General features: G+C 60.7%; 18 protein-coding genes and 1 tRNA gene. 10 read left to right on the top strand and 9 right to left on the bottom strand.

The window, feature by feature from the left end; all coding sequences use genetic code 11:
- Window positions 1-18: 18 nt before the first annotated feature.
- Window positions 19-95, top strand: a tRNA-Met gene (locus J1C49_RS17075).
- 681 nt (window positions 96-776) lie between these two features.
- On the opposite strand, the gene J1C49_RS17070 is transcribed toward J1C49_RS17075, so the two are convergent.
- Window positions 777-1,865, bottom strand: coding sequence for a TIGR03032 family protein (locus J1C49_RS17070; protein ID WP_227447052.1), 1,089 nt, complete (start codon window positions 1,863-1,865; stop codon window positions 777-779).
- 249 nt (window positions 1,866-2,114) lie between these two features.
- On the opposite strand from J1C49_RS17070, the gene J1C49_RS17065 reads away from it, so the two are divergent.
- Complete coding sequence (locus J1C49_RS17065; RefSeq protein WP_227447051.1) at window positions 2,115-7,265, top strand: FG-GAP-like repeat-containing protein; 5,151 nt, start codon at window positions 2,115-2,117, stop codon at window positions 7,263-7,265.
- A gap of 72 nt (window positions 7,266-7,337) precedes the next feature.
- Here J1C49_RS17065 and J1C49_RS17060 read toward each other — a convergent pair whose 3' ends face one another.
- The 3 genes from J1C49_RS17060 to J1C49_RS17050 form a co-directional block, all read right to left on the bottom strand.
- Window positions 7,338-8,429, bottom strand: a complete 1,092-nt coding sequence (locus J1C49_RS17060) for a TIGR03032 family protein (protein ID WP_227447050.1) — start codon at window positions 8,427-8,429, stop codon at window positions 7,338-7,340.
- Between the two features lie 375 nt (window positions 8,430-8,804).
- Window positions 8,805-11,141 carry a TRAP transporter fused permease subunit gene (locus J1C49_RS17055; protein ID WP_227447049.1) on the bottom strand — a complete coding sequence of 779 codons (2,337 nt, stop codon included), beginning with the start codon at window positions 11,139-11,141 and terminating at the stop codon, window positions 8,805-8,807.
- Between the two features lie 65 nt (window positions 11,142-11,206).
- Window positions 11,207-12,250: a TAXI family TRAP transporter solute-binding subunit gene (locus tag J1C49_RS17050; RefSeq protein WP_227447048.1), complete on the bottom strand. Its 1,044-nt coding sequence runs from the start codon at window positions 12,248-12,250 to the stop codon at window positions 11,207-11,209.
- A gap of 132 nt (window positions 12,251-12,382) precedes the next feature.
- Here J1C49_RS17050 and J1C49_RS17045 point away from each other — a divergent pair, with 132 nt between their 5' ends.
- Both J1C49_RS17045 and J1C49_RS17040 read left to right on the top strand, forming a co-directional pair.
- A complete protein-coding gene (locus tag J1C49_RS17045; protein WP_227447047.1) occupies window positions 12,383-13,060 on the top strand; it encodes a glutathione S-transferase family protein in 678 nt (225 codons plus the stop codon).
- Between the two features lie 87 nt (window positions 13,061-13,147).
- Window positions 13,148-14,758, top strand: a complete 1,611-nt coding sequence (locus J1C49_RS17040; RefSeq protein WP_227447046.1) for an alkaline phosphatase family protein — start codon at window positions 13,148-13,150, stop codon at window positions 14,756-14,758.
- Between the two features lie 335 nt (window positions 14,759-15,093).
- Here J1C49_RS17040 and J1C49_RS17035 read toward each other — a convergent pair whose 3' ends face one another.
- From J1C49_RS17035 to J1C49_RS17015, 5 genes are read right to left on the bottom strand one after another with little or no spacing between them, the layout of a single operon-like run.
- Complete coding sequence (locus J1C49_RS17035; RefSeq protein ID WP_227447045.1) at window positions 15,094-16,677, bottom strand: bifunctional 3-(3-hydroxy-phenyl)propionate/3-hydroxycinnamic acid hydroxylase; 1,584 nt, start codon at window positions 16,675-16,677, stop codon at window positions 15,094-15,096.
- A gap of 4 nt (window positions 16,678-16,681) precedes the next feature.
- Window positions 16,682-18,181 carry a malonyl-CoA synthase gene (locus tag J1C49_RS17030; protein ID WP_227447044.1) on the bottom strand — a complete coding sequence of 500 codons (1,500 nt, stop codon included), beginning with the start codon at window positions 18,179-18,181 and terminating at the stop codon, window positions 16,682-16,684.
- Window positions 18,178-19,488 (bottom strand): malonyl-CoA decarboxylase domain-containing protein, encoded by a 1,311-nt coding sequence (locus tag J1C49_RS17025; RefSeq protein WP_227447043.1) that lies wholly within the window; start codon window positions 19,486-19,488, stop codon window positions 18,178-18,180. Before J1C49_RS17025 ends, J1C49_RS17030 begins: the two co-directional genes overlap by 4 nt.
- A 1-nt stretch (window position 19,489) precedes the next feature.
- A complete protein-coding gene (locus J1C49_RS17020; protein ID WP_227447042.1) occupies window positions 19,490-20,155 on the bottom strand; it encodes a GntR family transcriptional regulator in 666 nt (221 codons plus the stop codon).
- A 58-nt stretch (window positions 20,156-20,213) separates the two neighbouring features.
- On the bottom strand, window positions 20,214-20,600 hold the full coding sequence (locus J1C49_RS17015; RefSeq protein ID WP_227447041.1) for a YciI family protein: 387 nt from the start codon (window positions 20,598-20,600) through the stop codon (window positions 20,214-20,216).
- An 82-nt stretch (window positions 20,601-20,682) separates the two neighbouring features.
- On the opposite strand from J1C49_RS17015, the gene J1C49_RS17010 reads away from it, so the two are divergent.
- The 6 genes from J1C49_RS17010 to J1C49_RS16985 all read left to right on the top strand — a co-directional run bounded on the left by J1C49_RS17010 (window position 20,683) and on the right by J1C49_RS16985 (window position 25,579).
- Window positions 20,683-21,567, top strand: coding sequence for a fumarylacetoacetate hydrolase family protein (locus J1C49_RS17010; protein ID WP_227447040.1), 885 nt, complete (start codon window positions 20,683-20,685; stop codon window positions 21,565-21,567).
- A complete protein-coding gene (locus tag J1C49_RS17005; RefSeq protein ID WP_227447039.1) occupies window positions 21,564-22,229 on the top strand; it encodes a malonic semialdehyde reductase in 666 nt (221 codons plus the stop codon). Before J1C49_RS17010 ends, J1C49_RS17005 begins: the two co-directional genes overlap by 4 nt.
- 15 nt (window positions 22,230-22,244) lie before the next feature.
- Entirely contained in the window at window positions 22,245-22,505 is a 261-nt protein-coding gene (locus tag J1C49_RS17000) for a hypothetical protein (RefSeq protein WP_227447038.1), read from the top strand.
- A 114-nt stretch (window positions 22,506-22,619) separates the two neighbouring features.
- Window positions 22,620-23,693, top strand: a complete 1,074-nt coding sequence (locus J1C49_RS16995; RefSeq protein ID WP_227447037.1) for a C4-dicarboxylate TRAP transporter substrate-binding protein — start codon at window positions 22,620-22,622, stop codon at window positions 23,691-23,693.
- 33 nt (window positions 23,694-23,726) lie between these two features.
- The gene (locus J1C49_RS16990; RefSeq protein WP_227447036.1) at window positions 23,727-24,278 is read left to right on the top strand and encodes a TRAP transporter small permease subunit; all 552 of its coding nucleotides are present in this window, start codon (window positions 23,727-23,729) and stop codon (window positions 24,276-24,278) included.
- On the top strand, window positions 24,275-25,579 hold the full coding sequence (locus J1C49_RS16985) for a TRAP transporter large permease (protein ID WP_227447035.1): 1,305 nt from the start codon (window positions 24,275-24,277) through the stop codon (window positions 25,577-25,579). The genes J1C49_RS16990 and J1C49_RS16985 overlap by 4 nt, the downstream gene beginning before the upstream one ends.
- The last annotated feature ends 3 nt before the right edge of the window (window positions 25,580-25,582 follow it).

Here is a 25,582-nt window from a genome sequence, read left to right as displayed (position 1 = left end):
AAAAACAAAACCATCTGTCGCGGGATGGAGCAGCCCGGTAGCTCGTCAGGCTCATAACCTGAAGGTCGTAGGTTCAAATCCTACTCCCGCAACCATTTTTAGTGAACAGGCCGCTCCCGAAAGGGTCGCGGCCTTTTTGCTGTCCCCAAAGCTCAACAGTTCCAACAGCTTGCCCCAGATCTCCAGCGTGTGGAACTCCGTCTCCTTGTCACACGACTCGACCAGCGTGTGCAACACGTCGGCCGCCGGACCCCCTACAGCCTCGTCCGCGAGTGTCCCCACCAAATCCTCGACATGTTCCCGGTAGAGCGCGGGAATATCCTCTGGCAGCTCGATCGGCGCAGGGGTCAGCGTGTCGCGTTCGGCTTGTAGTGCCTTGAGCTGGCCGTCTGCCATTCTCAGTGACCTGCTTCCCCAGAGTCCGACAATTTAGGTTTGCTCCGTTCGGGTTTAGGTCCTCCTTTGACGAATTAACGTATTCCGCTGGCGTCAGGCCAACGAGGCTTGTGTTCGGGCGGCAGTGGTTGAAGTCGGAAGCAATGCCCCAAAAGCGCGTCGCGACCTCCATTTTGGATCGGCGCTGATCCAACGGCACTTCGGCGCCTTGGATCTCCGACACGTCCGGACTTGGAGGCGACCACATTACAGGCGGGATGCAGATCCCCGTGGCGCATTCCAGAATATCGGCCTGCCCGCTAATCCCAAAATCGGAAAGACCCGCGGGCGGCCCAGCATCAGCCGCGCAATCCGAACCGACCGGACCACAGTCTGATGGCTCAAACCTCCGAGACCACAACCAGAGATCCAATCGCATCTCCCTGAAACCCGATGATCTCAGGCTGCCGGACCCCCGGCAGGATCAACACATCAAATAGCTCCTCAATCGTATGCACAAAGCGAAGCCAGTGCACGACGTTGCCGGTGTCGATATCGACGATCTGCACGCCACAGACTGGCTTTGTGTCGGTTTCTGCCAAGACCTCATCGAGAGGAAGACCTTCGAACACCGCGTTGCGCCGTGGCTTGGACAGGCCGATTGCGGCGTAGCGGCCAATGAAGGCCAAGCCGCGCGCGAACCCGGGGCATCGGGCCACGGCCGTCTTCGTTTCCGTGACTGGGTCGATCTTGCACATCTGCCCCTGACCGGAATTCAAAAACCACAAAGACCCATCGTAGAGACGCGGCGAATGCGGCATGGACAGCCCGTCGCAAACGGGTCGCGTGGTTTCCATGTCCATGATGACACCGCCATCGCGTCGCCGTTCCCGCCATCCATCAACGGTATCGGCCGTGCTTGTCATACTCACATAGGCTGCGCGTTTTCCGTCCATTGCGAGCCCGTTCAGGTGACAGCGGTCACCGCCTTCCCGGGACGTGATGAAGGGCGGTCGCCACAGGGCCTGAAAGCTTGCCGTCTGACTGATCGTCCCGAGGCAATTGAAGGCGCTGGAGACGAACAGGGGCGCGTTGCCGCTGGCACCGCCAAACTGCCCCGGATCGCCGAGCGCCATTTCGTGGATATCGATATTGCCCGTTACCCGGCCTTCCAGAGGCGTGAAAACACGATCCGCCCCGGTTTTGGCCAATTGATCGGGCGCAAGCGTGTTTTGAAATCTCCAGACCGTGTGGGAACCGCTTGCCCAGAGCGTATGACCGTCAGGGCTGCACAGCCCTTTGCATCCGTCGATCAGTCGCTCTTGTGCATGTAATGCCCCATTGTCTTTTCGCCCGATCACGATGATGCGGCCAGCCTGATAAGTTGACAGAACCAGGCTGCAGTTCTGTTGTTCAAGCCAGGCCGGGAAGCCGGCCGAATGCTGAAGGATCGGTCCTTTGGCACCATTTGGGGACGGGTCAGCGGGCATGTCTCTTTTTGTCTCTCTGCGAGATTGCGCAGCGCGTGCGCCACAGGCACGGGATTAATGCGCGTCTGTCAAACGTATTGAACATTCGAGGAATTGACACAATGCGCGATGCCTATAAAACCTGATTACCGATTGTTGAATGTAACCAGTGCCCACGCAAGGCGACCAATGCGGCCGGTGCACATTGACTGCTGACACGGAAGGTCGCTCGCGCGGCTCTCCCCACGGTGGTCTTCAAGGAGCCTCGCTTTGTCTGCACCATCACTGACCGGCCTCAACCCGCTGATCACCTTCTCGGAAAACACCGTAAACACAACGCCGCAGCTGCTCGACAGCGATGTGACCTTCGTCGATGCCGACGACGATTTCAGCGGTGCGACGCTCACGATCGACGGGCTTTTGGCCGAAGACACCATCTCGGTTCGCGATCAGGGCACCGGGGTCGGGGAAATCGGCTTTGACGGGTCGACTGTGACATATGAAGGGAGCACGATCGGCTCTCTGTCCGGAGGACAGGGATCCACGCTCACGGTCACCTTTGGCGCGAGCGCTGATTCTGTGGCGGTGGATGCGCTGATCCAGAACCTGATCTACAGCAACAACTCCGACTCACCGACTGCGAGTCGGGATCTGATTCTGAATGTCACCGATGCGGCGGGCGAGGATTTCGGCCCGTTCCCCGGTGCGCCGGAGGGGTATTTTCAACTGACGGGCTCGGCAGACCCCTTCAACGGCCTCATTAACTCACAATTCTCGCGCCCTGCCTTTGCCGATCTGGATGGGGACGGTGATCTTGACCTCGTTTCCGGACGATATGACGGCGTTCTGCAATCCTGGAGGAACGGGACGGATGGCGCTCCTGGCGCGTTCTCTCCGCTTTTAGATGCGGATAATCCGTTTGACGGCATTGACGCAGGAAGATTCCCGGTTCCGACCTTTACGGATCTGGATGGTGATGGAGACCTCGATCTCGTTGTGGGCACCTATAGCGGGCCAATCAGTAGCTGGCGCAACGGCACCGATGGTGCGACCGGCCCGTTCACGGAGCTTCTTGGCGTCGATAACCCATTTGACGGGACGGTTCCCTTACTTCCCGGAAGTCTGACCGCCCCTGCGTTCTTCGATTTCGACGGAGATGGCGACCTGGATCTGGTTGCAGGAAATATCAGGGACGGCATCCAATCCTGGCGCAACGGAACCGACGGCGCGCCCGGTGCGTTCACCGCGCTTGTTGGGGCGGATAACCCGTTCGATGGCGTTGCTACTACCGCAAGCTATACCGACCCCACTTTCGCCGATTTCGATGGCGATGGGGATCTCGACCTCGTTGTTGGAGACCTATCCGGTGTCTTTTTGGCCTGGCGGAATGGGACGGATGGCACATCGGGCAGTTTTACCCAGTTGACCGGCTCGGATAATCCGTTTTCTGGACTGGACATAGGTGGTTTCAGTTCCCCGGTCTTTATTGATCTGGAGGGAGACGGCGATCTCGATCTCGTGTCAGGCTCTCAAGCCGGGCCGCTTTTTACATTCGAAAACAGGCCATTAAGCGGCGTGCAGTTCAATGTGGCGGTCACTTCGGACAATGACATACCCGTCCTGGTCGGCCATGGCGCGCCGGCCGCTGCCCGCGAGCAAGAGCCGCTTTCCTTCTTGACGGATGTTTCGGTTTCCGACGTGGACACGCCGACCCTTGCATCGGCAACGGTGTCGATCACGGCAGGCTTCATCAGCGGCGAGGACGTGCTTGGTTTTGCCGGGACAGCGACAACAGGCAATATTGTTGGTGCCTATGATGCCCATTCCGGGGTTCTCACCCTGACGTCTGACGGGGCAACCGCAACACTTTCCGAATGGCAAGATGCGCTTCGTGCCGTGACCTACACCGCGGAGTCCGAGGATCCGGATACCGGGGACAGAACGCTCTCGGTGATCGTGAATGACGGCACCGACCCGAGTGCCGCCCTGCTGCGCACCATCAGCGTGACCGCGATCGAGGATGCGCCGGTCGCGCAGGATGATGTGGTGAGCACCGATGCGCAGACCGCGGTCACGGCTGCGAGCCTGTTTGCCGACAACGGCTCCGGTGCTGACATCGACCCGGAAGGCGGCGCGCTGACCGTTTCGGCTGTGAACGGAGAGGCTACCAATGTCGGCGGGCAAATCACGCTTGCGTCGGGTGCCTTGCTGACCGTGAATTCCGACGGGACTTTTGACTACGATCCCAACGGTGCATTTGAAAACCTCTCTGACGGGGCGACCGCGACGGAGAGCTTCACCTATACCATTACCGATGGTGAGCTTGAACCCACCGGGTTTGGCTCGGAATTTGCGCTTTCTTCGCTGGATGGGCGCGGCGGTTTCCGCATCGAAGGGGCCACCGCGAGCGATTTTAGCGGCTATTCGGTATCTTTCGCGGGTGATGTGAATGGCGATGGCGTCGATGATATCGTCATCGGCACCCTGAACGCGAACCCGTTCTCCGATATCGGTGTCGATGCCGGAGACGCTTTTGTGGTTTTTGGCACAACAGACGACGTCGGCGCGAGCCTGTCGCTTTCCGCGCTCGATGGGACGAACGGCTTCCGGATCGGAGGCGTGGATGCTGACGATCAATTTGGCTTTTCAGTGTCTGCTGCCGGAGACGTCAACGGGGATGGGATCGCCGATTTGATGGTCGGGGCCTACGGTGCCGACCCCTCGGGCCTCAACCGGGCCGGTGAGACCTATATCATCTTCGGCAGCAGCACCGGCTTTGCCGCAGATTTTGCCGCGTCCTCCCTGGATGGAACAAACGGGTTCCGCATTGATGGCGACGTGGCAAACGGCCGGAGCGGCACAGCTGTCTCCGACGCGGGCGACGTGAACGGCGATGGCATCGACGATGTGATCATCGGCACACCTTACGGCGCATTTAACAGCTTCGCGAATGACGCTGATGACGTTTTCTCGAAAGCCCATGTGGTGTTTGGCAGCACGGATCCATTTGCCGCGTCAATCGGAGTCGATGCGCTTGACGGAACAAACGGCTTTTCCGTCGCGGCCAAAATACCCTTCAATATTGAATTTGCTCAGGCGGTTTCGTCGGCCGGTGACCTGAATGGTGATGGTGTCGACGATATTGTCATCGGTGCCTATGGCGTTAGCACAGGTGCCCGGTATCGCAACGGCGAGGTCTACGTGGTATTCGGTTCGACCGATGCGTTCGCCGCGGAGATTTCGGTGTCGGATCTCGATGGATCAAACGGGTTCGAGTTGATCGGCACCAACGACGTGGACTATGCCGGTAACGCGGTTGCCTCTGCGGGCGATATCAACGGCGATGGCATCGACGATCTCATCGTGGGCGCACGTCAGTTGAATGGTCAGGGCCCCGGTAAAACCTATGTGGTTTTCGGCTCGACGCAGGGGTTCTCTGCGAGCACGGAACTCTCTGATCTTGATGGGACGGACGGGTTCCGGATCGACGGGGTCGACGGGAGCGATTTCAGCGGTTGGTCCGTGTCTTCTGCCGGTGACATGAACGGCGATGGCATCGATGATCTGTTGATCGGAGCATTCGGGGCCGATCCCGACGGCGAGAACTATGCCGGAGAAAGCTATGTCGTGTTCGGCTCATCCAGCGGTTTTGGCGCGAGCCTCAACCTGTCCACGCTCGACGGAACCAATGGCTTTCGCATCGACGGCGTGGCGGCAGGCGACCAAAGTGGCCGATCTGTTTCGGGCGGCGGCGACTTCAACAATGACGGATTCGACGATCTGATCATTGGCGCCATTGCCGCGAATGCGAACGGGATAGCTAATGCCGGCGCGACATATGTGATCTACGGCCGTGCCGAATTCACGCCATACACCGACACCGCAACCGTCACGATCACGGTCACCGGCGTCAATGAAGCACCGACCGGATCGGCTGTTTCAGGCGCCATCGCCGCAGACGAAGACACCGCGAGCCCTGTTGACCTTTCGGGTTTGACCGTTGCGGATCCCGATGATGGTGACAGCCTGACCCTGAGCATCACGGCCACGTCCGGCACGCTTGATGCCAGCGACTCGGGAGGGGTCTCGGTCGCGGGTTCGGGATCGGGCTTGCTTTCGTTGATGGGGAGCGTTTCGGCGCTCAACGCCTACCTTCAGAATGTCAGCGCGGTGCAGTTCACCGGGCCGGAGGATGTGTTCGGGCCAGCCGCCGCAACTCTTGCCCTGGCTTTGGGTGACGGCATCGCCAATGTCCAGCTGGGCACGTTGAGCGTGAACATCGCGGATGTGCTGGATGTCCAGACCGGCACGCCTCAGCCTGACAGGTTGGTCGGCGACAACGGGGCCGACCGGATCACCGGCCAAGAGGACGATGACACGCTCCTCGGTGGTGGCGGCTATGACGAGCTGATGGGCGATGGCGGCAATGACTCGATCCGTGGTGGGGTTGGCGAAGATACGCTGGTCGGTGGCGACGATTTCGACACGCTGCTCTATACCGGTTCTGCCGAGGCCGTTCGGATCGACCTCCGCCCCGATGGCAGCGGTTTCCAGAGCGCCACGGGTGGCGAGGCAACCGGCGATGTCATCTCTGGCTTCGAGGCGGTACGCGGGTCTGCCTTCGGCGACACCCTGATCGGCTCCGGAGGGATGAACCGGCTCGAAGGAGAAGGCGGTAATGACAGCCTCTCCGGCGGTCGCCTTCAGGATATGCTTGACGGTGGCCTTGGCGATGACACGCTCAAGGGCGGGACCAACTTCGACACCGTGCTGTACTCCGGGATCTTCGCGCCTGTCCTCGTCAATCTCGAAAATGGTTTTGCGAGCGGCGGTGCCGGGTCAGACGTGATCATCGGTGTGGAGAACGTGTTCGGATCCGCTTCGGATGACGTGATCTACGGCACGAACGATCACGGCAACCGGCTTGAAGGCAGCCTTGGCAACGATCACATCTTCGGACTCGCCGGGCGTGATACGATGCTCGGCGGCGACGGAGCCGATACGCTCAAGGGCGGCACCGGCGACGACATGCTGGTCGGAGGGGCGGGAGACGACTTCATCGAGGGCGGACAAGGGCGCGATATTGCAATGGGTGGCTCTGGACGCGACAATTTCGTGTTCCGCGATATCGACCATCTCAATGTCGGCGAGATGGCGCGCGACGAAATCCGCGACCTCAACCCGGCCGAAGGCGATTTCGTCAACCTCTTCCTGATCGATGCGAATGCCAATACGGAAGCCAATGAGCGGTTTACCGTGGTGGATGCCTTCACGGGATCTGCTGGCGAGCTGATGCTGACCGACGTTCTGCGGTTCGGCAATCCGGTCACGATCGCCAGCCTCGACGTGGATGGCGACGCGGTGGCGGATGGCGAAATCTATATCGTCGGCCACGTTACGGCGTCAGACTTCCTGCTGTGATGTGAGCGGTTTGTACCGGCTGCGGGGCGCACGCGCTCCGTGGCCGGGTGCCTGCTTGTGACGGGCCGCGTCTCAACCGTTTTCAACAGAGATGACGCGGCGAATTTCGTCGGACCGGAACCCGATCATCTGTGGCATCCTCGCCTCCGGAATGATGGCGATGTCGAACAGCTCCTTCACGATCCCCTCGATCCGCAGCCAATGCACCACATCGCCGGTTTCCGTATCGATGATGAACAACCCACACCGGGCGGAGACCTTTTCGCGATTGAGACGCTCCTGCAGCGCCAGCCCGGAGAAAGTCTTGTTTTCGCGCGGCTCCGATGCGCCGACAATTGCGTAGCGCCCGATGAAGTTGAGCCCTCGCAGATAGCCGGGGCAGAAAGCGACGGGTGTAAAGGTCCCGCTTTCCGGATCCAGCGTTCCAAACTCGCCGCTCCCCGCATTGAGCAGCCAGAGCTTGCCCTGATGCCAGCGCGGCGAATGGGGCATGGACAGGTCGGTTCCCACGATCTCTGAGGTGGCCACGTCAATGATCACGCCTCCCTCCCTGCGATGATCGCGCCATCCATCTGCCACATCGGTTGCCGATACCGCCGAAACAAAGGCCGGTTTTCCGTCGCGCATGGCCAGCCCGTTCAGGTGACACCGATCTTCGGCAGCGAGGCGGCTGATAAAGCGCGGCTTCCAGAGCGGGCGAAAGCTGTGGGTTTCACTTGTGGTTGCCAGACATGAGAACAGCGTGTTGACGAAAACAAGATCGCCGGACTCGTCGAATGCGACGTCATGTGTGTCCAGATCCCCGGTGAAATGCGCGATCTGGGGGACGTAGACCGGATCTTGTCCCTCTGTCGCCGTGCCGCTGTGACCATCGATAAAGGTCGTGATGCTCGTCAGCCCGGCTACGGCGAGGCGGCGCCTGTCAGACGCGATGCCCATGGGGCGTTCAAGATGCCGGTTGAAGATCCATAATTTGCCGGTTTCAGGGTTGGTGCCGATGAAGAGGACCATCCCTGCCTGATAGGTTGTCATAGCCAGGGCGGCTTTATGGTCCGTAAGAAAAGACGTGAATTGCCGGGACGCGCTGATATCCAACCGGTTTCCAGACGCTTCGTGGGATTGCGCACCATTGTCGCGCATCGCATCGCGGGGTTTCTCCGTCATGGTATCGTCTGCTCCGGTCTCATTCTTGCCTGCTCAGTGATGGCACAATCATTGGCGCCGCGTAACAGGTGATGGCCCGCCGTGAAGAAGATTTTGCCGTGCTGTCAATGCCTGAAAGCCTGTGTCTACGGACGGAATAAGTGCGTCAAGTTGTCGGGCGCGCGCGGCGCGCCGCTTCTGAGCGGTGTTTCGCAGATCGTGCTGGCCGGGCTTCGGCGTTCCCGCGCAATGCTCCCACGCCTCGCCGCTGGCCACACATGGATGTCCTTTAAAGCCGAGTGCGGGGCGGGGCAGTTGTCATGCAGGCGTGGCTCTTTGACCTTGGGGTGATGAACCTCTCCTGCGTCAGCCAGTGGCGGGCGCGGTTTGCACGGCTCAAGCCGTGCGCGCAGCGCGCCGATGCAGGGCGACCGTCACAAGGGTCGCAACGGCCGCGCCGATCCAGAGCGCCTCCGGCCGCATCATGATCAGAACGGCGAGCCCAAGCCGCAGGGCGATTTCCCAGAATGCGAGCGGTCTCCGGTCAAACCCCGCAAGCGCGGAGGACAACAGGTAGAGCGCCACGATCAGCCGAACCAACAAGAGCACCAGCGCGCCGAAAGCTCTTTCGCCGTCATATCCGGCCAGATACGCCGTCCCTCCGGCAGATTGCGGGTCGATGAGCGCCTCGTCGATCAGCAGCAACTCCGGGTAAAAGGCAAAGACAAATGGCACGACAAACATCACGATACCGGATTTGACCGCCGAGAAACCGGTTGCCATCGGTTCCGCCCGCGTGATGGACGCGGCCGCAAAGGCCGCAAGAGCGACCGGCGGTGTGATCGCGCTCGCCACGGCGAAGTAGAAGATGAACATATGCGCGGTGAAGAGCGACAGGCCGAGCCCCGCGAGCACCGGGCTCATGAGCAAGGCGGCGTTGATATAAGCGGGCACCGCGGGCATGCCCATGCCAAGCAGGACAGCCAGAAACATGGTCATCAAAAGCGCGATCATCTGGAAGAAATAGGACCCGCCGCCGCCAAGATTCATGCCGTTCAACCACGCCAGCACGTCAAGCGACAGGAATACTGGCAAGCCGGTAAAGGACAGGCAAAAGTCGATGATCGAGACGGCAAGGAACATCAGGTAAAGGGTCGCGATCAGCACTCCGGCGTCTGACATGGCATCCACGATCTTGCGTGGGCGCTGGCGCACTTCGGGGTCCAGAAACAGCAACACCATGAGCAGCATGACGGCCCACCAGCCCGCCGCACCGGCGGACCCAGCGGAGTTTTGCACGGCTTGGAGGACCCAGCTGAGGCTTTGCACCGAGCATCCCGTATCGGTGATCACGCGGTCCGCGCCCAAAACGCCACCTAAAACCCCGCACCCAACTGCATCCTTCGGGATCAGCAAGAGGGTCAGGATCAAAAGGATTGGACCGAAGACCATGACAAGGTTCAGGTAATCCTGCCGATCGAGGATCATGTCGTCGGTGATCTCGCCGATGGCGGTGATGTTCTGCTTGCGCGATTGGAAGACCGCTGACAGGAACAGACAGAAGAAATAGGCCATTGCCGGGATGATGGCGGCGACGATCACGCTTGAGTAGGGCACCGATGTGAGTGAGGCCAGCACGAAGGCCGCGACGCCCATCACCGGTGGCATGATCGACCCGCCAGAGGAGGCAGCCGCTTCGACCCCGCCCGCAAAGACCTTGGAAAACCCCCGTTTGATCATCATCGGGATCGTCAGCACGCCGGTCGACAGCACGTTCACGATTGGCCCGCCCGAGATCGTGCCGAACATCGCCGAGGACACGATGGCGGCATGGGCCGGGCCGCCACGAAGATGGCGCGTCCATCGAAAAGCCAGCTTGATCAGCGAGCGCCCCCCGGCGGAGCTTCCGAAGAGCGAGCCAAGCACGAGATATGGAAAGATCGTATTGAGAACGATCTCCATGAACCGTCCAAGCAGGCCGGAGGCGTTATTGACCAGAACATCATGCACGCGCGGACGTCCGTCAGAGAGCATACGCGGCTCACCGGCCAGCTTCGTCACGAGATATTTGTTGATGTCGTCCGCACCGTAGAAATACCAGACCAACACGGTGAGAATGGTGTAGGCGGAGATCAGGATCGCCACGATCACGAGCGGCAAACCCCAGACCTTGACGTTGTAGGACAGGAATACCACCACGGCGAGCCCGACGATCAGCACCAGCCAGCCGCCTGTGGTGTTAACGCATTGCGGGTCTTCGACCGTGGTTGGCGCCGGCAGGCCGAACTGGGCGTTGAACTCAGCCGCCGCCTTGAGGCTTTCGGCAATGAGCCGGTCGCGGTCGCCGTTGATGCGGTCGATCAGGCAGATGGACTCGATCTCGATCATGTAGGTGACGGCGATGGTCAGCGCCATCACCACCATCGCGCTATCGAGCGCGAGACCAAAGCGGCGACGCGCATAAGATCGGTCCTGCCAGTCGCGCCACATCGAGTGCCTGAGCACAACGACGATCATCATCAGGGCAAAGAAAAGCGGGTAAAACCATTCGGATGGAAACTTGCGCAGCTGGAAGCTGTCTTGCCCGGACAGCCGCCCGATCAACGCATCATAGCCCGGAATGCCGGGCGTCGCATTGATGAGACCGATCACCACCATGGCGAGCGACAGCCCATACAGGAGGCGGAGCGAAAAGCTCCGCCGGATCGGCGCGTCGGTCGGGGCATTGGTCATTGCTGTCTCCACCCGTTCGGGATGTGCCGGGCACGGCTGGGCCGCACCCGGCGGTCAAACAGGCATTATTTGGCGCAATCGGGGATGCTGTAGCCGGCCTCTTCCCAGGCCGCCACGGCGCCGGGGTGGTACTTCAGGGGGTTGGGTCCGCACATATCCGTCAACGCGATGTCGGTCTCACCATGCCATGTGACCGGCATGAAGGGAGCCTTTGCGTGGTAGATCGACTCGATGTTCTCGATGAAGGCAGCGGTCAGCGCCTTGGCCATGTCAAAATCCATCGAGACATTGACGATGTCGCCGCCAACGGTGCCCGGCCCGCGGAACGTGTCGTCTTCGGAGACAATGGTCACGCCATCGCCATAGCCCATTTCGGCCACCGGCATCGAGAAGCTGACCGTGCCGGGCAGGTTGGTGACATTCGCAAAGCCTTCGCTCTCATGGATGTCCTTGGGCATCGAAAAGATCGTCATGTCTCCAGAGGCCAGCGCGGCCGAGACCCGCGGATCCGGGAAGGACATGGGCAGCACGAAGGCATCGGCAGACCCGTCCTGGATCGTCTTGACGGCCTGACCCCAGTTGACCTGAATGCCGGTGTAGCCGGTGCCTTCCTCAAGGCCGGTATTGGTGCGGATCAGGATGCGCGCGTTCGAAAGCGCCGCGCCCCGCGGCGGACCATTGTAGAGGGTCTTGCCCTCAAGGTCGCTCCAGCCGCTGATATTGGAGCTGTCATACGCGAAAAGCCCCTGCACGGAGATCCGGTAGGTGTAAAGCACCGCAAGCTGGCTGGCCAGTTCGCCGCCCGCCTCGGCGCCAAGTCCGGCATAGGGGCCGACGCCGCGCGACAGAAAGAACGGCAGGATGAAGGGCGCGGCGGCGATGTCGGTCTTGCCTTCGGCGACGTTCTGCACCGAGTTGGTGAGCGTCTGACCGGATGTAACCTGAATGTCCGCGACGCCCTTCTGCGCGGCGGCTTCGGACAATGCGATGATCGAAATGCCCGGCGTGGTGTTCGGAGCGGCGGTTTCCGCCGTCAGAAGCGTTTGCGCCGGAGCCGCTGTGGCAATGCATGCGGCGACGGCAAGCGTCGCCCATCCCTTAGCTGACATGGTGTTTCCTCCCTGGTGGTGCGTTCGATTGGTCGTGACATGGATCATTTTCAATGATTATATCCGACCAGCTCAAATATTATCGATATTTTTGTCGTATCGGCGATAATAACTGGAAAAGGATACCACGCAATGCCGGATCTGACCCTTTTCGTTGCCCCGAATACCTGCGCGCGCGTGCCGACCATCGCGCTCGAAGAGATTGGCGTTCCGTTCGAGACCGAGCTGATCCGGGTCAAAATCAATCAGCAGAAGTCGCCGGAATTCCTCAAGATAAACCCCAAGGGAAAGGTGCCAACGCTGCTGATCGATGGCGAACCGCTCACCGAGAATGTCGCGATCCTGAGTTGGTTGGCCGCGACCTACCCCGAGGCGCATCTTTTGCCGGAAACGGAAGATCCTCTGGAGCGGGTCAGGCAAACCGCGGACCTCGCGTTTTTTGCGGGCACGGTTCACCCGCTGGTAACCCGGGTCGCGATGCCGCTCAAATTCATTCCCGACGCCGCGCAATCCTTCGAGATCGTCCGCCCGATGGGCATCGAGGACATGAAAAAGGTCATGCAGATGATCGAGGCCCGGCTGGAGAACGGTCCGTGGTGGTATGGTGAGACATGGTCGGTGGTGGACGGATATCTCTTCTGGGTCTGGGGGCGGATCACCGGCGTCGGGTTTCCCGCCGATGAGTTTCCGAACATCCGCGCGCATCATGCGGCGATGCAGGCGCGTCCGGCGGTCCAGCGCGCCATGGCCCGCGAAGCCCGGAATATCGAGACGCTGAAAGCCGAAGACCTCTATGTGGCACCGCGTTAAGCGGACAGGCACCGGCCGAGGAGGCGGAGGCCGCGAACAGGATGCAACCGGTGGCCGCGCAGCATGCGACAAGGAAAGAGACGTCATATGAATGTATTGTGGATCATGGCCGATCAGCTGCGATGGGACTACCTGAGCTGCTACGGTGCAACGCATATCGATACGCCCAATATCGACCGGTTGGCAGGGCGAGGCGTCCGGTTTGACCGCGCATACGTGCAGTCACCGATTTGCGGGCCGAGCCGGATGAGTTTCTATACCGGTCGCTACGTGCGCAGCCACGGGGCGACATGGAATGGCTTTCCGCTGCGTGTGGGCGAGCCGACACTGGGCGACCATCTGCGCGAGATCGGCGTGTCCAGCACGCTTGTGGGCAAGACGCATATGCGGCCGGACGCAGAGGGCATGAAGCGGCTTGGCATCGATCCGGAAAGCACCATCGGTGCCCTGGTGAGCGAATGCGGGTTTGAAGTGTTCGTGCGTGACGATGGCACCAACGCGGCCAATGACAAGAACCGTCACGGCGAGGATTACGAGCAATACCTGCGCGATCACGGCATGGGCGGCGAAACGCCGTGGGAGGAGTGGGCAAACACCGCCATCGGTCCTGATGGCAAGAAGAAATCCGGATGGCTGCTGGAAAGCGCTCCGCTGGCCGCGCGCGTGCCCAAGGAACATTCCGAAACCGCTTGGCTCACCACGCGCGGGATCGAGTTCATCGAAAGCCAGGGTTCTGAACCGTGGCTCTGTCACCTGAGTTACATCAAGCCGCATTGGCCCTATCTCGCGCCTGCGCCCTATAACGCGATGTATTCCAGGGACGACCTGCCACCGGTCAACCGGCGCGACGGAGAGCACACGCATCCGCTCATGCAGGGATGGTCGCAGACCCGTATCTGCAAGAGTTTTCAGCGTGACTCGGTGCGCGATCTCGTGGCGCCGGTCTATATGGGGCTGATCAAGGAGCTTGATGACAACATGGGACGTCTCTTTGACTATCTCGAAGAGAGCGGCCGCATGCAGGATACGATGGTCGTGTTCTGTTCCGACCATGGTGACAACATGGGCGATCATTGGCTTGGCGAAAAAGACCTGTTTTACGACTGCTCCGCCCGCATCCCGCTGATCATCTACGATCCGCGCGAGTCCGCCGACGAGGCGCGCGGCACTTCCTGTGACAAGCTGGTGGAAGGCATCGACCTCGCGCCGACCTTCCAGGAGTTCCTTGGTGGACCGGCAAAACCGCATATCATGGAGGGGCGTGCCTTGACGCCGCTTTTGCATGGTCAAGACACGTCCTGGCGGCGCTATTGCATCTCGGAATACGATTATTCGACGCGGGATGTCCGCGAAACGATCGACATAGACCAGAGCGATGCGCGGCTGGTGATGGTGTTCGACGGGCGCTGGAAATACATCCATGTCGAAACGATGCGGCCGATGCTGTTCGATCTGCTCAACGATCCCGACGAGCTGCACGATCTGGGCGAAAGTCCCGATCACGGGGACGTGTTGACCCGCATGGCGGAGGCTCATTTCACGTGGACACGGCAGCACCATAGCCGGATCACCCGAACGCCGGAACAGGTTGACGCGATGGCTGCGGGCAAGGAGCCGCCGGGAATCTACATCGCGTATTGGGATCAGGACGAAGTGGAAGCCAACGGGCTCACCATGCCGCCGCATCTGGTGGATTGATCGCAACAGGCCGCATCTGGGGGTGAGCCGCCAAGCAAGACGCCGCGCGCGTCATGCAAATCGGTGATGTCCCTCGGGCTTGGGCATGCACATCCGCCGGATGGAAGCGCCCCTGCTGGAGGCGCTGCCGGTCTGTGCATGACTGGCAGACGAAGGTGCGCCCCATGCTCCGGTTCTGAAGCCTCGCACACTGCTGGTTTCGCAAGCGCAGGGCACCGCGCAAAGGCGCGCGGGTTGGGTCTGCCGCTTGTGCGTTGCCACAAGTTCCTGTGCGGCGATGGGAACGATTCCGCGCAAGAGCGTCGCCTTCAGCCCTTGTCGCGCATGAATGCAGGTCAGTCGGGCAGCGCCGCAAGGCCAAGCGCCTCGAACAGCCGGGAGAGACAGCCCGCAAGCGCAGTGGTATCCGGCGCGGTCGCCGCAACGTAGAAATCCGGACGGAGAATGGCATAGGAAGCGCCGGTCTCCGTGGCCCAGTCCGCATAGGTGGTGTCGAGCGTTGTCACGTCGCATCCGCTGCCCTCCGGACCAACAGACACCACGCGTCCACCGAGACGCGAAAACATTGCCGCCTGCGCGGGGCTCAGCACGGTCCCGTCCGGATGGTTCAGCGCCAAAACGAACCACCCCTGTCCGACGGCCTGATCAAACCGGTCGGTGCGGCCGTTATGGAGCACCAAGCCTTGTGGCGAGAGTTCTCCGGCGCTGGGCGTCTCGGCGCACCAGATGCCCGGCCCGAGTTTTACAAGGTCGCCCGTGATGGGCTTGTGGTCGCGGTCGGCAAGCTCCGCCATCATCCGGGCATCGCGTTTCGCGGCCTCCTCCGGATCCACAATGCAAATGATCTCACCAAGGTCCTGACTGAACTGGATGTAATGCCGTGCGTGGCTGATCCGCTCGCTCTCATAGCTCTTCAGGAGATCAACCGGGAGCGTGTGATCGAGAATGGCCGACAGCCGCCAGGCAAGCGCCACGGCGTCACGCAGACCGGCGCACATGCCCTCGCCGGCAAAGGGTGGCATCAGGTGAGCGGCGTCCCCGGCGATCATGCAGCGTCCGGAAACCCAGTGCTCCGCCCAGCGGGCTTGGAACCGGTAGACCGCGCTGCGCTCGAGCGTGGCGTTTTCGGGACTCAACCCCCACGGTTCGAGCAGGCGCCATGCGCTTTCGGGCTGCGCAATCGCGACCGGGTCCTCGCTCGGCAGCACCATGAACTCCCAGCGCCGGCGCCCGGGCCCCCCCGGTACGATGGTGGTTGGCCGTTTCGGATCACATAGCTGCCATTGCGCAGGAGACGTGCGGTAATCGCCGTGCGGCACCATGTCGAGAATGAGCCAGTCAAAGAAATACCCCTTGTCGATTACCTTCAAATCAAGCTGGTCGCGCACAAAGCTGTTTGCCCCATCCGCACCGACCACGAACTGGCCGCGCAGGCTCCGGACAAGGCTTTGCGTGGCGGTGTCTTCAATGGTGAGCGTCGCGCCGTCGTCGTCCTGCGTCAGCCCAATGGCAGTCCATCCCCGCAAGAGCGTGACGGAGGGGATCGTCTTGGCCATCGTAATCAGCCGCGCTTCGAGTTCGGGTTGGTTGAACCAGTAGGTGACATGCCAGCCACAGGGCGCGAGGCTTTCCCAATCGACGATCTGAAGGTCTTCGAGATCGGCGTTTTTCCAGTAATAGAGCTCTTTGTGGTTCTCGAAAGCCGGGTCCGTGTCGCAATCAATTCCGAGCGTGGCAAGAATTCGCGCGACCTCCGCATCCATCGTGACAGCCCGCGGGCGGTCATAGATATCGGGCCATTTCTCGACAATTGTGACGGATTTTCCGCCCTTTCCAAGAAGAATGGCAAGCAGCAGGCCCACCGGGCCGGCACCGACGATGACAACATCGGAACTGGACGCAGGGTGGCTCGTGGTCATGCCCTCAGCTCCCGTAGGTCTGTCGCAGGATGTTCTTCTGCACCTTTCCCATGGTGTTCCGGGGAAGCGCATCGAGCACGACATAGTCCCGAGGATGTTTGAACCGCGCGAGTGCGTCCTGGGCGGCCGCCTTGAGCGCCTCAATATCCGGCGTTTTGCCGGGCATCGGAACGATGGCGGCGATCACGCTTTCTCCGAAATCCTTGTGCGGCACGCCGAATACCGCGCTTTCGGCGACCGCGTCGACGTCATTGAGCACGTCTTCGATTTCTTTGGGATAGATGTTGTAGCCGCCGGAGATGATCAGGTCTTTCGCGCGCCCGACAATGGACACCCGCCCATCCTCGGCTTCGATGCCGAGATCACCGGTGAGGAAGAAACCGTCTTCGCGCAGCTCTTCCGCGGTTTTCTCCGGCATGTTCCAATACCCCTGAAACACGTTGTCACCGCGCGTTTCGATCATCCCGATCTCGCCCTTGTCGAGCAGCGCGCCGGTTTCCGGATCGGTGATCCGCAGCTCCGTGCCGGGCAATGGGTAGCCCACCGTCCCGGCCACGCGCGCCCCGTCATAGGGGTTTGAGGTGATCATGTTGGTTTCGGTCATGCCATAGCGTTCCAGAATGCGATGCCCGGTTCGCGCTTCGAACGCCTGATGCGTTTCGGCCAGAAGAGGCGCCGAGCCGGAAATGAAAAGCCGCATCGACCGGGTCAGGTCCCGCGTGAAACGCAGATCATCGAGCAGACGGGTGTAGAAGGTCGGGACGCCCATCATCAGCGTGGCGTCGGGCAAGGCATCAATGATTGCGTCGAGGTTGAAGCCGGCCATGAAGCGCACCTCCGCTCCGGAGAGGAACGCGGTATTCAGAGCCACGAACAGGCCATGGGTGTGAAAGATCGGCAGCGCGTGGATCAGCCTGTCCCGAGCCGTGATTTGCCACAGTTCGGTAAGCACTTCTGCGTTCGACAACAGGTTCTTGTGTGACAGCATGGCTCCCTTGGAGCGGCCGGTCGTGCCCGATGTATAGAGCAGCGCGGCCAGATCGTCGGGCGCGCGAGCAACCGTTTCGAAGGTCTCGAATTGACCATCCGCGGCGCGCCCGAGGCTGCCGCCGTCGCCGGCCAGTGTCAGCACCTTTGCGCTCACACGCGCGGCGATCTCCGCGATGGCGTCTTCCTCTTGCGCATCACACACCACCAGGGTGGGAGCGGCATCCTCCACGAAATAGGCAAGCTCGGCCTGCGTGTAGGCCGTGTTGAGCGGCAAGTAGACGGCACCGGCCTGCAGGGTGGCCGCGTAAAGGGCGATTGTGTCGCTCAGTTTGGGCGCTTGCACCAAGACGCGGTCGCCGGGCGACACCCCGGCTTCCGTCAACACATGCGCCAGTTGCGCGGCGCGCCGGACAAACCGTGCATAGGTGAGCCGTGTGCTGTCGTCGCATTCCAGAAAAACTGCCTCATTGTCGGCATGTGGCGCGATCAGGGCGTCATAGAGGGTGTTGGTCACGCGACGGACTCCTTGGATTTCGGGCCGGGCGCCGTGCTTGAGAGCGTTTGCACGGTGCGGCTGGCGGCTATGGTTCCGTTGGTTGCGAAATCCTCATGATTGCGCTCGGTTCGGCGCAGGTCGTAGAGGTAGTTCACCATTGCACCGCTGGAGAGGGCGAGCCCATTCGGAGAGGGGTCGCCGGCAGCATGCAGGTCGTGGATCTCTGCCCCGTTGCCAAGGTGGAACCGGGCAACGGGGTCGAGGGGCGCTCCAGCGTCGGTCTTTGCCGTCAGAAGGTAGCGCGCGGCAAGCGCCTTCAGCGGCTCGGCGGGAATGTCCCGCGGATTCTCAGCCGACAGCACGGATCGCACGGCGGCACCGATCTCGGCATCGTCCGTCTTGGTGCTCAACCACGCGTTCAGGCCAGGGATCGGGGACAATGTCACGAAGGTCTGCAAGCTGGGCAGGGTGGCGGAGAGTTCTGTGACCACCTGCTTGATCAGCAGGTTGCCAAAGCTGATTCCGGCAAGGCCTTTCTGGCAGTTGGAAATGGAATAGAACACCGCCGCGCGGGCGTCCGCCGGGTCAAGCGGGTCGCGCTCTTCTTCGAGCAGGGCGGCTATCGAGCCGGGGATCTCCGAGGTCAGGGCGACCTCGACAAAGATGAGCGGCTCATCGGGCATGGACGGGTGGAAAAAGGCAAAACAGCGCCGGTCTGCCGGGTTGAGACGCCGACGGAGGTCATCCAGATCGTCGATCTGATGGACGGCCTCATAATCCACGATCTTGTCGAGGATGCGGGCAGGTGTGTCCCAATCGATCTCGCGCAGCACAAGAAAGCCGCGATTGAACCAGCTGCGCAGCAAGTGCATGAAATCGATATCCGTGCGCTTGAGATCGGGATGCACGGGAAGCAGACGAAGGAGATCGGTGCGCATGCCGACGAGCGCATGGGTTGCCCCGACCGGTTGATTGAGCCGCCGCAGCAGCTCCTGGCGGCGAGGTTCCGCGGCTTGCGACAGGGCGCGAAACGTCTCGGTGCTCGGCGTATCCGCATAAGCCCGGGCGAGCGCCGCGACCTGCTCCGCGTCAATGTCGAAATCCGCGTTCAGGGATTGGAAAAAGGCCAGCCTGTCGGCATCGTTTGCCTGCGCATAGCGTGCAAGCAGCGTGGCAGCGAGCGAATAGCCCGAGACTTCGCCCTCAGCCGACAGAAGCGCCTCGCACAGCTCTGGCAGGGACCGCCGGTCATCCTGTCCCCTAAACTGTCCCGTGCGCTCGAAGAGCTGGCTCAGGAGGTCGCCAAAAACCCGGTTGCGCCGCATGTCATGCTTCCATCTGGTTGCTGAGATATTCGCCGGTCCGCTTGTAATGGCTTGTCAGCGCAGCCGAAGTGGCATCGGCATTCTGTTCAAGCGCGGCGTCGAGGATGATCTGATGCTCGTCTTCGATGCTGCGCTTGCCATAGCTCGCGCCACCGGCCGCAAGGTAGCGATAGCGAATGTTCAGGTCGTAGAGCTGCGAACAATAATGCAGCAATGTCGGCAACTCGGCATTCGACAGCAGGGCCATGTGAAAGGCTTTGTGCGCTGTTTCGAACTCGGCGGGGTTGCGTTTCTTGGTTTGCTTCATGTGGTGATGCGACAGCACAAGCCGCTCTTCCCAGGCCTGATCGGCATTCGCGAGCGACGCACGCAGGGCAATATCCTCCAACGCGCAGCGCAGCATGAGGATTTCCTCGAAATTGGCCTTGCTCACCGGCGCGGCCCGAAAACCGCGTTGGTCGATCCGCTCCACAAGCATATCCGAGGTCAGAAGGCTGAGGGCTTCGCGCACCGGGCTTGCACCGGTGCTGAGAAGCCCGCGCAGTTCTTCGATCTTGAGCTTCTGACCCGGCGGCATCGCGCCGGTCAAAATGAGATCGCGCAGTTTGAGATAGCATTCGCGGGTTGCAGATTTTTCCTTGTTATCCGAAGGCTGCACCATGTTCATGATCCTGGATCCTTGCGATAGGGCTGGCGTCTGCCGCCATGGGGGACGGGCAGGCAGGTCAGCGAAGAATTGTGCCGCCGGTCGATAATCCGACCTGAAGAGTGAACGAGCCTTCATTTATCATCCACCGCCGCAAAACAAAGCTGCGCGCACCGCTGCTGTGCATCGGGTCGCCTTCCGCCAGCGCCCGAGCCGCATCGAGGCTTTCTGCCCGGTACACGATCAGTCCGACGCCCTGCATGTGTTCTCCGGTTTCGTCGGACATCGGCCCGGCAAAGGCGAGGCGCCCTTCCCGCTCCAGCGTTGCCTGATAGGCAAGGTGGTCAGGAAGCGCGGCTTTGACGTCTTCTGGTGTCTTTGCCGGTGTGCTGTGCGCCACGAACAGCTCCAGCGCCAATGCGCCGCGCGCCTTCGCCTGCGCCTTGTAATCTGCCCATGCGACCATGCTTTCCTCCAAAATATCGATATTTATTGACATCTGTGTAGATAGTAGTCAGAAATCAGAAAAATTGACAAGGACAGCAATCATGAAATTTTTGGTAGGCGAAACGTCGCAGGGCACCGCAGTCTTTGCCGTGCGAGGCGAAACCGCCATCAATCTTAGCGCGCTGCACCCCGGTGTAGGGGCTGATCTCATGGGGCTCATTCGTCATCCGGAACTCATGGATGAACTGGTGTCAGCGGTTGAGACCGCGCATGGCGAGCCGGTCGCCGGGATCACGCCGGCCCTGCCCGTGGCAGAACCCGGCACCATCATCTGCATGGGCCTCAACTACACCGACCACATCAAGGAAGGCGGCTATGACATTCCGGAATATCCGGCGCTTTTCATGCGGGGCAGGAATTCGATCATGGCTGCGGGCCAGCCCATGGTGCGGCCGAGCTGTTCGGAAACGCTGGACTACGAAGCCGAGTTGATGTTGATCGTTGGAACGGGTGGCCGGCACATAGCCAAAGAAAACGCACTTGAGCATGTCTTTGGTTACACGGTGTTCAACGATGGCTCGGTACGGGAATACCAGCGCAAGACCCACCAATGGACGCCGGGCAAGAATTTTGACGACACCGGCGCGATCGGCCCGTTCACGGTTACACCGGACGAGGTGCCCGCGGGTGCGTCCGGCCTCAAGATCGAGAGCCGGGTCGGCGACGAGATCCTGCAAAGCTCCAACACGGCCAACATGATCTGGGATGTTGCGACGGTGATCGCGACGGTCTCCGAGTATACGACGCTGGAACCTGGCGACCTCATCGCCATGGGGACGCCGCCGGGTGTCGGCCATGCCAAGAAGCCGAACCCGCGCTGGTTGCGCCCGGGCGAAACGGTGGAGATCGAGATCGAAGGGATCGGTATCTGCGCAAGCCCGGTGATTGACGAAAAAGACCTCACTGCGAAGGTGGCCGCCCAATGACGACAATGACCAATGACGATCCCGAGGCGCTGCGCGCAAAGGCACAGCAAGATCACCGCGATTTGCGTGGTCGGATCGACCGGCTTTCCGATGAGGCGATAGACCTGATCCTGCGCGGGGCGCGATCGCATTATGCGTGGACGGACAAACCGGTGGACCACAGCCTGCTGGAAGAGATCTACGAGATCACGATCAACGGTGCGACCAGCATGAATACGCTTCCGGCGCGATTTGTCTTCGTGACGAGCGCCGAGGGCAAGGCGCGTCTGTCCAAGGCTCTCAAGCCTGCCAATGTGAAGAAGATGATGGGCGCACCGGTCACGGCGATCATCGCCTATGATCTCGATTTCTGGAAAGAGCTTCCGTTTCTCTTTCCGCACGAAGACCGGCGCCCGTTGTTCGACGGCAAGGACAAGATGATTTACGACACCGCCTTCCGCAACAGCACGTTGCAGGGCGCGTATTTCATGATCGCCGCGCGGGCCGTGGGGCTTGATGTGGGCGCGATGTCGGGCTTTGCGAACGCGGTGGTGGACGAGGAGTTCTTTGCGGGCACCAGCCTGAAATCGAACTTCCTGTGCAATATCGGCTACGCGGATGAAAGCGCGCTGTTTCAAAAGCTGCCGCGGTTCTCCTTCGACCAAGTCTGTAGCATGGCCTGACGCGAGGAGGACACTTTGGCGATCCTGATTGAAGCCAACGCAACCGGTTTCGCGCGCGCCAGTGTTGCGATGGTCGATCGCATCGCCGCAGCGGGTGTCCGGCATTCGGTCGAGCGGTCTCTTCGATTGATTCATCAGGTCGCTCCGGTCAGTGTGGCTGGCATGCGTCACACGCAGAAGCGGAGCGGGCCCGTCCCGACCCGTTTCAGGATCAATGCAACGCACGGTTTGGCGCGGTGGAATGCGCCGAAAGGGAGGCTGTCTGCGGCGACATGATCCTGTGCGGCTGGAGGGCCGATCAATAGTCCCGGCACGGAGAAGCCCGCCGGACAAAACAAGACGAACCAACAATTCATGAGGGCGGAAAGCCCATTTTCTGGGAGGAAAACCATGACAGCATTGACAAGAAACGGACTGCTTGGCGCAGCTTTGGCGACGGTGATGAGCCTTCCTGCGGTGGCGCAGGAAACGATCTCCGCAGTCGTGATTGACGGCTATCCCGCGCGCGCGCTCTGGGTGAAGGAATTCACGGATTTCTTCATTCCCGAAGTTGACCGTCGTCTTGCCGAAACCGGCAATTACGAGATGAACTGGCAGGAAAACTACGGCGGCTCCATCGTAAAGCCGCGCGGCGTGCTTGAAGGCGTTCAGCTTGGCTTGGGCGATATCGGCATCGTCACCACGATTTTTCATTCCTCCAAGCTGCCCGCACAAGGCATATCCGGCTCCACGCCTTTCGTGGCCTCCGATGCCCGGGCCGTCGCCAAGGCCGTTGACGAGATCGCCCGCGAATTCCCGGCGATGAACAACGAGTTCAATGCTCAGAACCAGGTCTACCTTGCGACTGGGGTGGTGCTCGACACCTACCAGGTCTTCTGTTCTTCCGAGGTGTCATCGGTGGCTGATCTCGAGGGCAAGAAGATTGCCGGCGCCGGTCTCAACCTGCGTTATCTCGAAGGCATCAAGGACGCGGCGGGTGTGCGTGGCGGGCTCACAGACTTCTACAACATGGTCCAGACCGGTCTGGTCGATTGCGCCATGCTGTGGCCCGAAGCGGCTTCGACCTTCAAGATCGCCGAAGTTGCCCCTTACATGATCAAGGCAGACCTTGGCGCCGTGAACTCCAAGACAGTGACCGTGAACGCCGACTACTGGGCAGCCTTGCCAGACGAGGTCAAAGAGGTTCTGCAAGCCGTCGCCGTTGATTACCGCGACCATGTTGCAGGGATTGCCATGGACCGCGCCGAAGCCGCTCTCAACGCCTATGTCGAACAGGGTGGCACCGTTGTGGAGATTTCGGAAGAAGATCGCGCGGCCTGGGCGAATGCCATGCCGAATATCGCGCAGGAATGGGCTGAAACGCTGAACGGCAAAGGCGAAGCCGGCACCGAAATGCTCGCCGCCTATCTTGGCAAGCTGTCTGATGCGGGCTTCACGCCGGTGCGTGACTGGACTGCTGAATAAACGCTTATCGGCGATCCGGAAGAGGGCGCAAACATGCTGAAATCTGCCGTTGCCGGCTTGTCCCGGGTCGCCAATTTCCTTGCAATTGCGGCCAACGCGCTCGGCACCCTCGTGGTGCTCGCGCTGGTCGTGATCCTGAATGTCGACGTGATTGCGCGGGGGATGTTCTCCGCGCCACTCAAAGGCACCTACGAGATGGTGCAGTTCTCGGTCGTCCTGATCGTGTTCCTGCAACTTGCGGACGTGGTGCGGGTCGACCGGTTGACCCGATCTGACGGGTTCCTGAACGTAATCCACAATCGGCGCCCGCGCATCGCAGCCTCACTGCGCCGGATCATCAATGCGATATCGGCGATCTTCATGGCGCTGATCGCCTATATCACCTTTCCCGAATTCCTCCATATGTGGGAAACGCAGGATTATTTCGGCGTGCCCGGGCTTTTCACGCTGCCATGGTGGCCGGTCAAGCTGGTGATCACGATCGGATCCACGCTTGCCTGCGTGATCTTCATCCTCAAAGTCATCACCGCGCAGGATCGTCCTGCGCTTGTCCGCGTCCCTGAACATGACGAGTCGCCCGAATGACCCCTATTGAAATCGGCCTGATCTCGGTCATCGCAATCGTTTTCCTCATCTATTCCGGTGTCTATATTCCGATCGCGCTGGGCATGGTGTCCTTTGTGTCGATCTGGCTGATGCGGGATAATTTCACGCTGGCTCTGAACCTGCTCAAGGTGGCGGTCGGGGACAGTGCGATGGAATACAGTTTCGCAACGATCCCGCTTTTCACCTTCATGGGGTTGATCGTCTCGAAAGCAGGGCTCGGACGCGACATCTACGAAGTGATGACCATGCGGTTTCGCAAGGTCAAAGGCGGCATAGGCATGGCCACGGTCGGCGCCAACGCGGTATTTGCTGCCGTCACGGGCTCCTCCATCGCCTCTGCATCCGTCTTCACCAAGGTTTCCGTGCCCCAGATGATGGCACAGGCTTACAACCCCCGCTTTGCGGTTGGCGTGGTCGCGGGCAGCTCTGTTCTGGGTATGATCATCCCGCCGTCTGCCATGTTGATCATCTATTCTTTCGTGGCAGAGCAATCCGTCGGTGACATGTTCCTTGCCGGCGTGATCCCCGGAATCCTTCTCGCCATCGCCTATGTCGCGGCGATCTGGTTCATGGGTCGCTTCACCCCCGGCTTCGTTGGCGGGCGCGTGGTCGACGATACCGAGTGGATGACCAAAGGCGAGATCGCGTCCAAAACCCTGCCGACGCTCGGCCTCATTACCGTTGTTCTCGGCGGGATTTATACCGGCTGGCTGACGGCGGTTGAGGCAGGCGCGGCGGGCGCCCTGGTGGCTCTGATCATCGCGGTTGTGCGCAAGACGATGTCGCCGCGGGCGTTCTGGGATGCGCTGCTCGAAACCGGCCATATCACGGCAGCCATCCTGTTCCTGATCACGGCGGCGTCGATCTATAGCCGGATGCTGGGGTTGGCCGGATTGCCAAACCAGCTTGAGGACATGCTCGCCGGAAGCGCGGCATCGTTCTGGACCATCATGCTGCTCTATGTGCTCCTGATGCTGTTTCTCGGAACGCTGCTGGACACGGCCTCCATCATTCTCATCGTCGTGCCGCTTTTCCTGCCACTGGCCGAAGCGCTGGACATGTCCTTGATCTGGTTTGGCATCATCACCGTCGTCGGCGCCGAGATTGGCCTTTTGACGCCGCCTTTGGGGATCTCCTGTTTTGTCATCAAATCGACGATCAACGATGACCGCATCTCTCTCAAGGACGTGTTCATGGGCGCGCTGCCTTTCGCCTTCGTCATGCTTATCGTGCTGTTTATCCTGATCGAGTTCCCGATCCTCAGCCTTGCCCTCATCTAAGGA

Source organism: Cognatishimia sp. F0-27 (assembly GCF_020667845.1).
Taxonomy (GTDB): Bacteria; Pseudomonadota; Alphaproteobacteria; order Rhodobacterales; family Rhodobacteraceae; genus JAFMPQ01.
The sequence above is the reverse complement of the archived record's forward strand: the minus strand, read 5'-3'. Positions and strand labels throughout refer to the sequence as shown.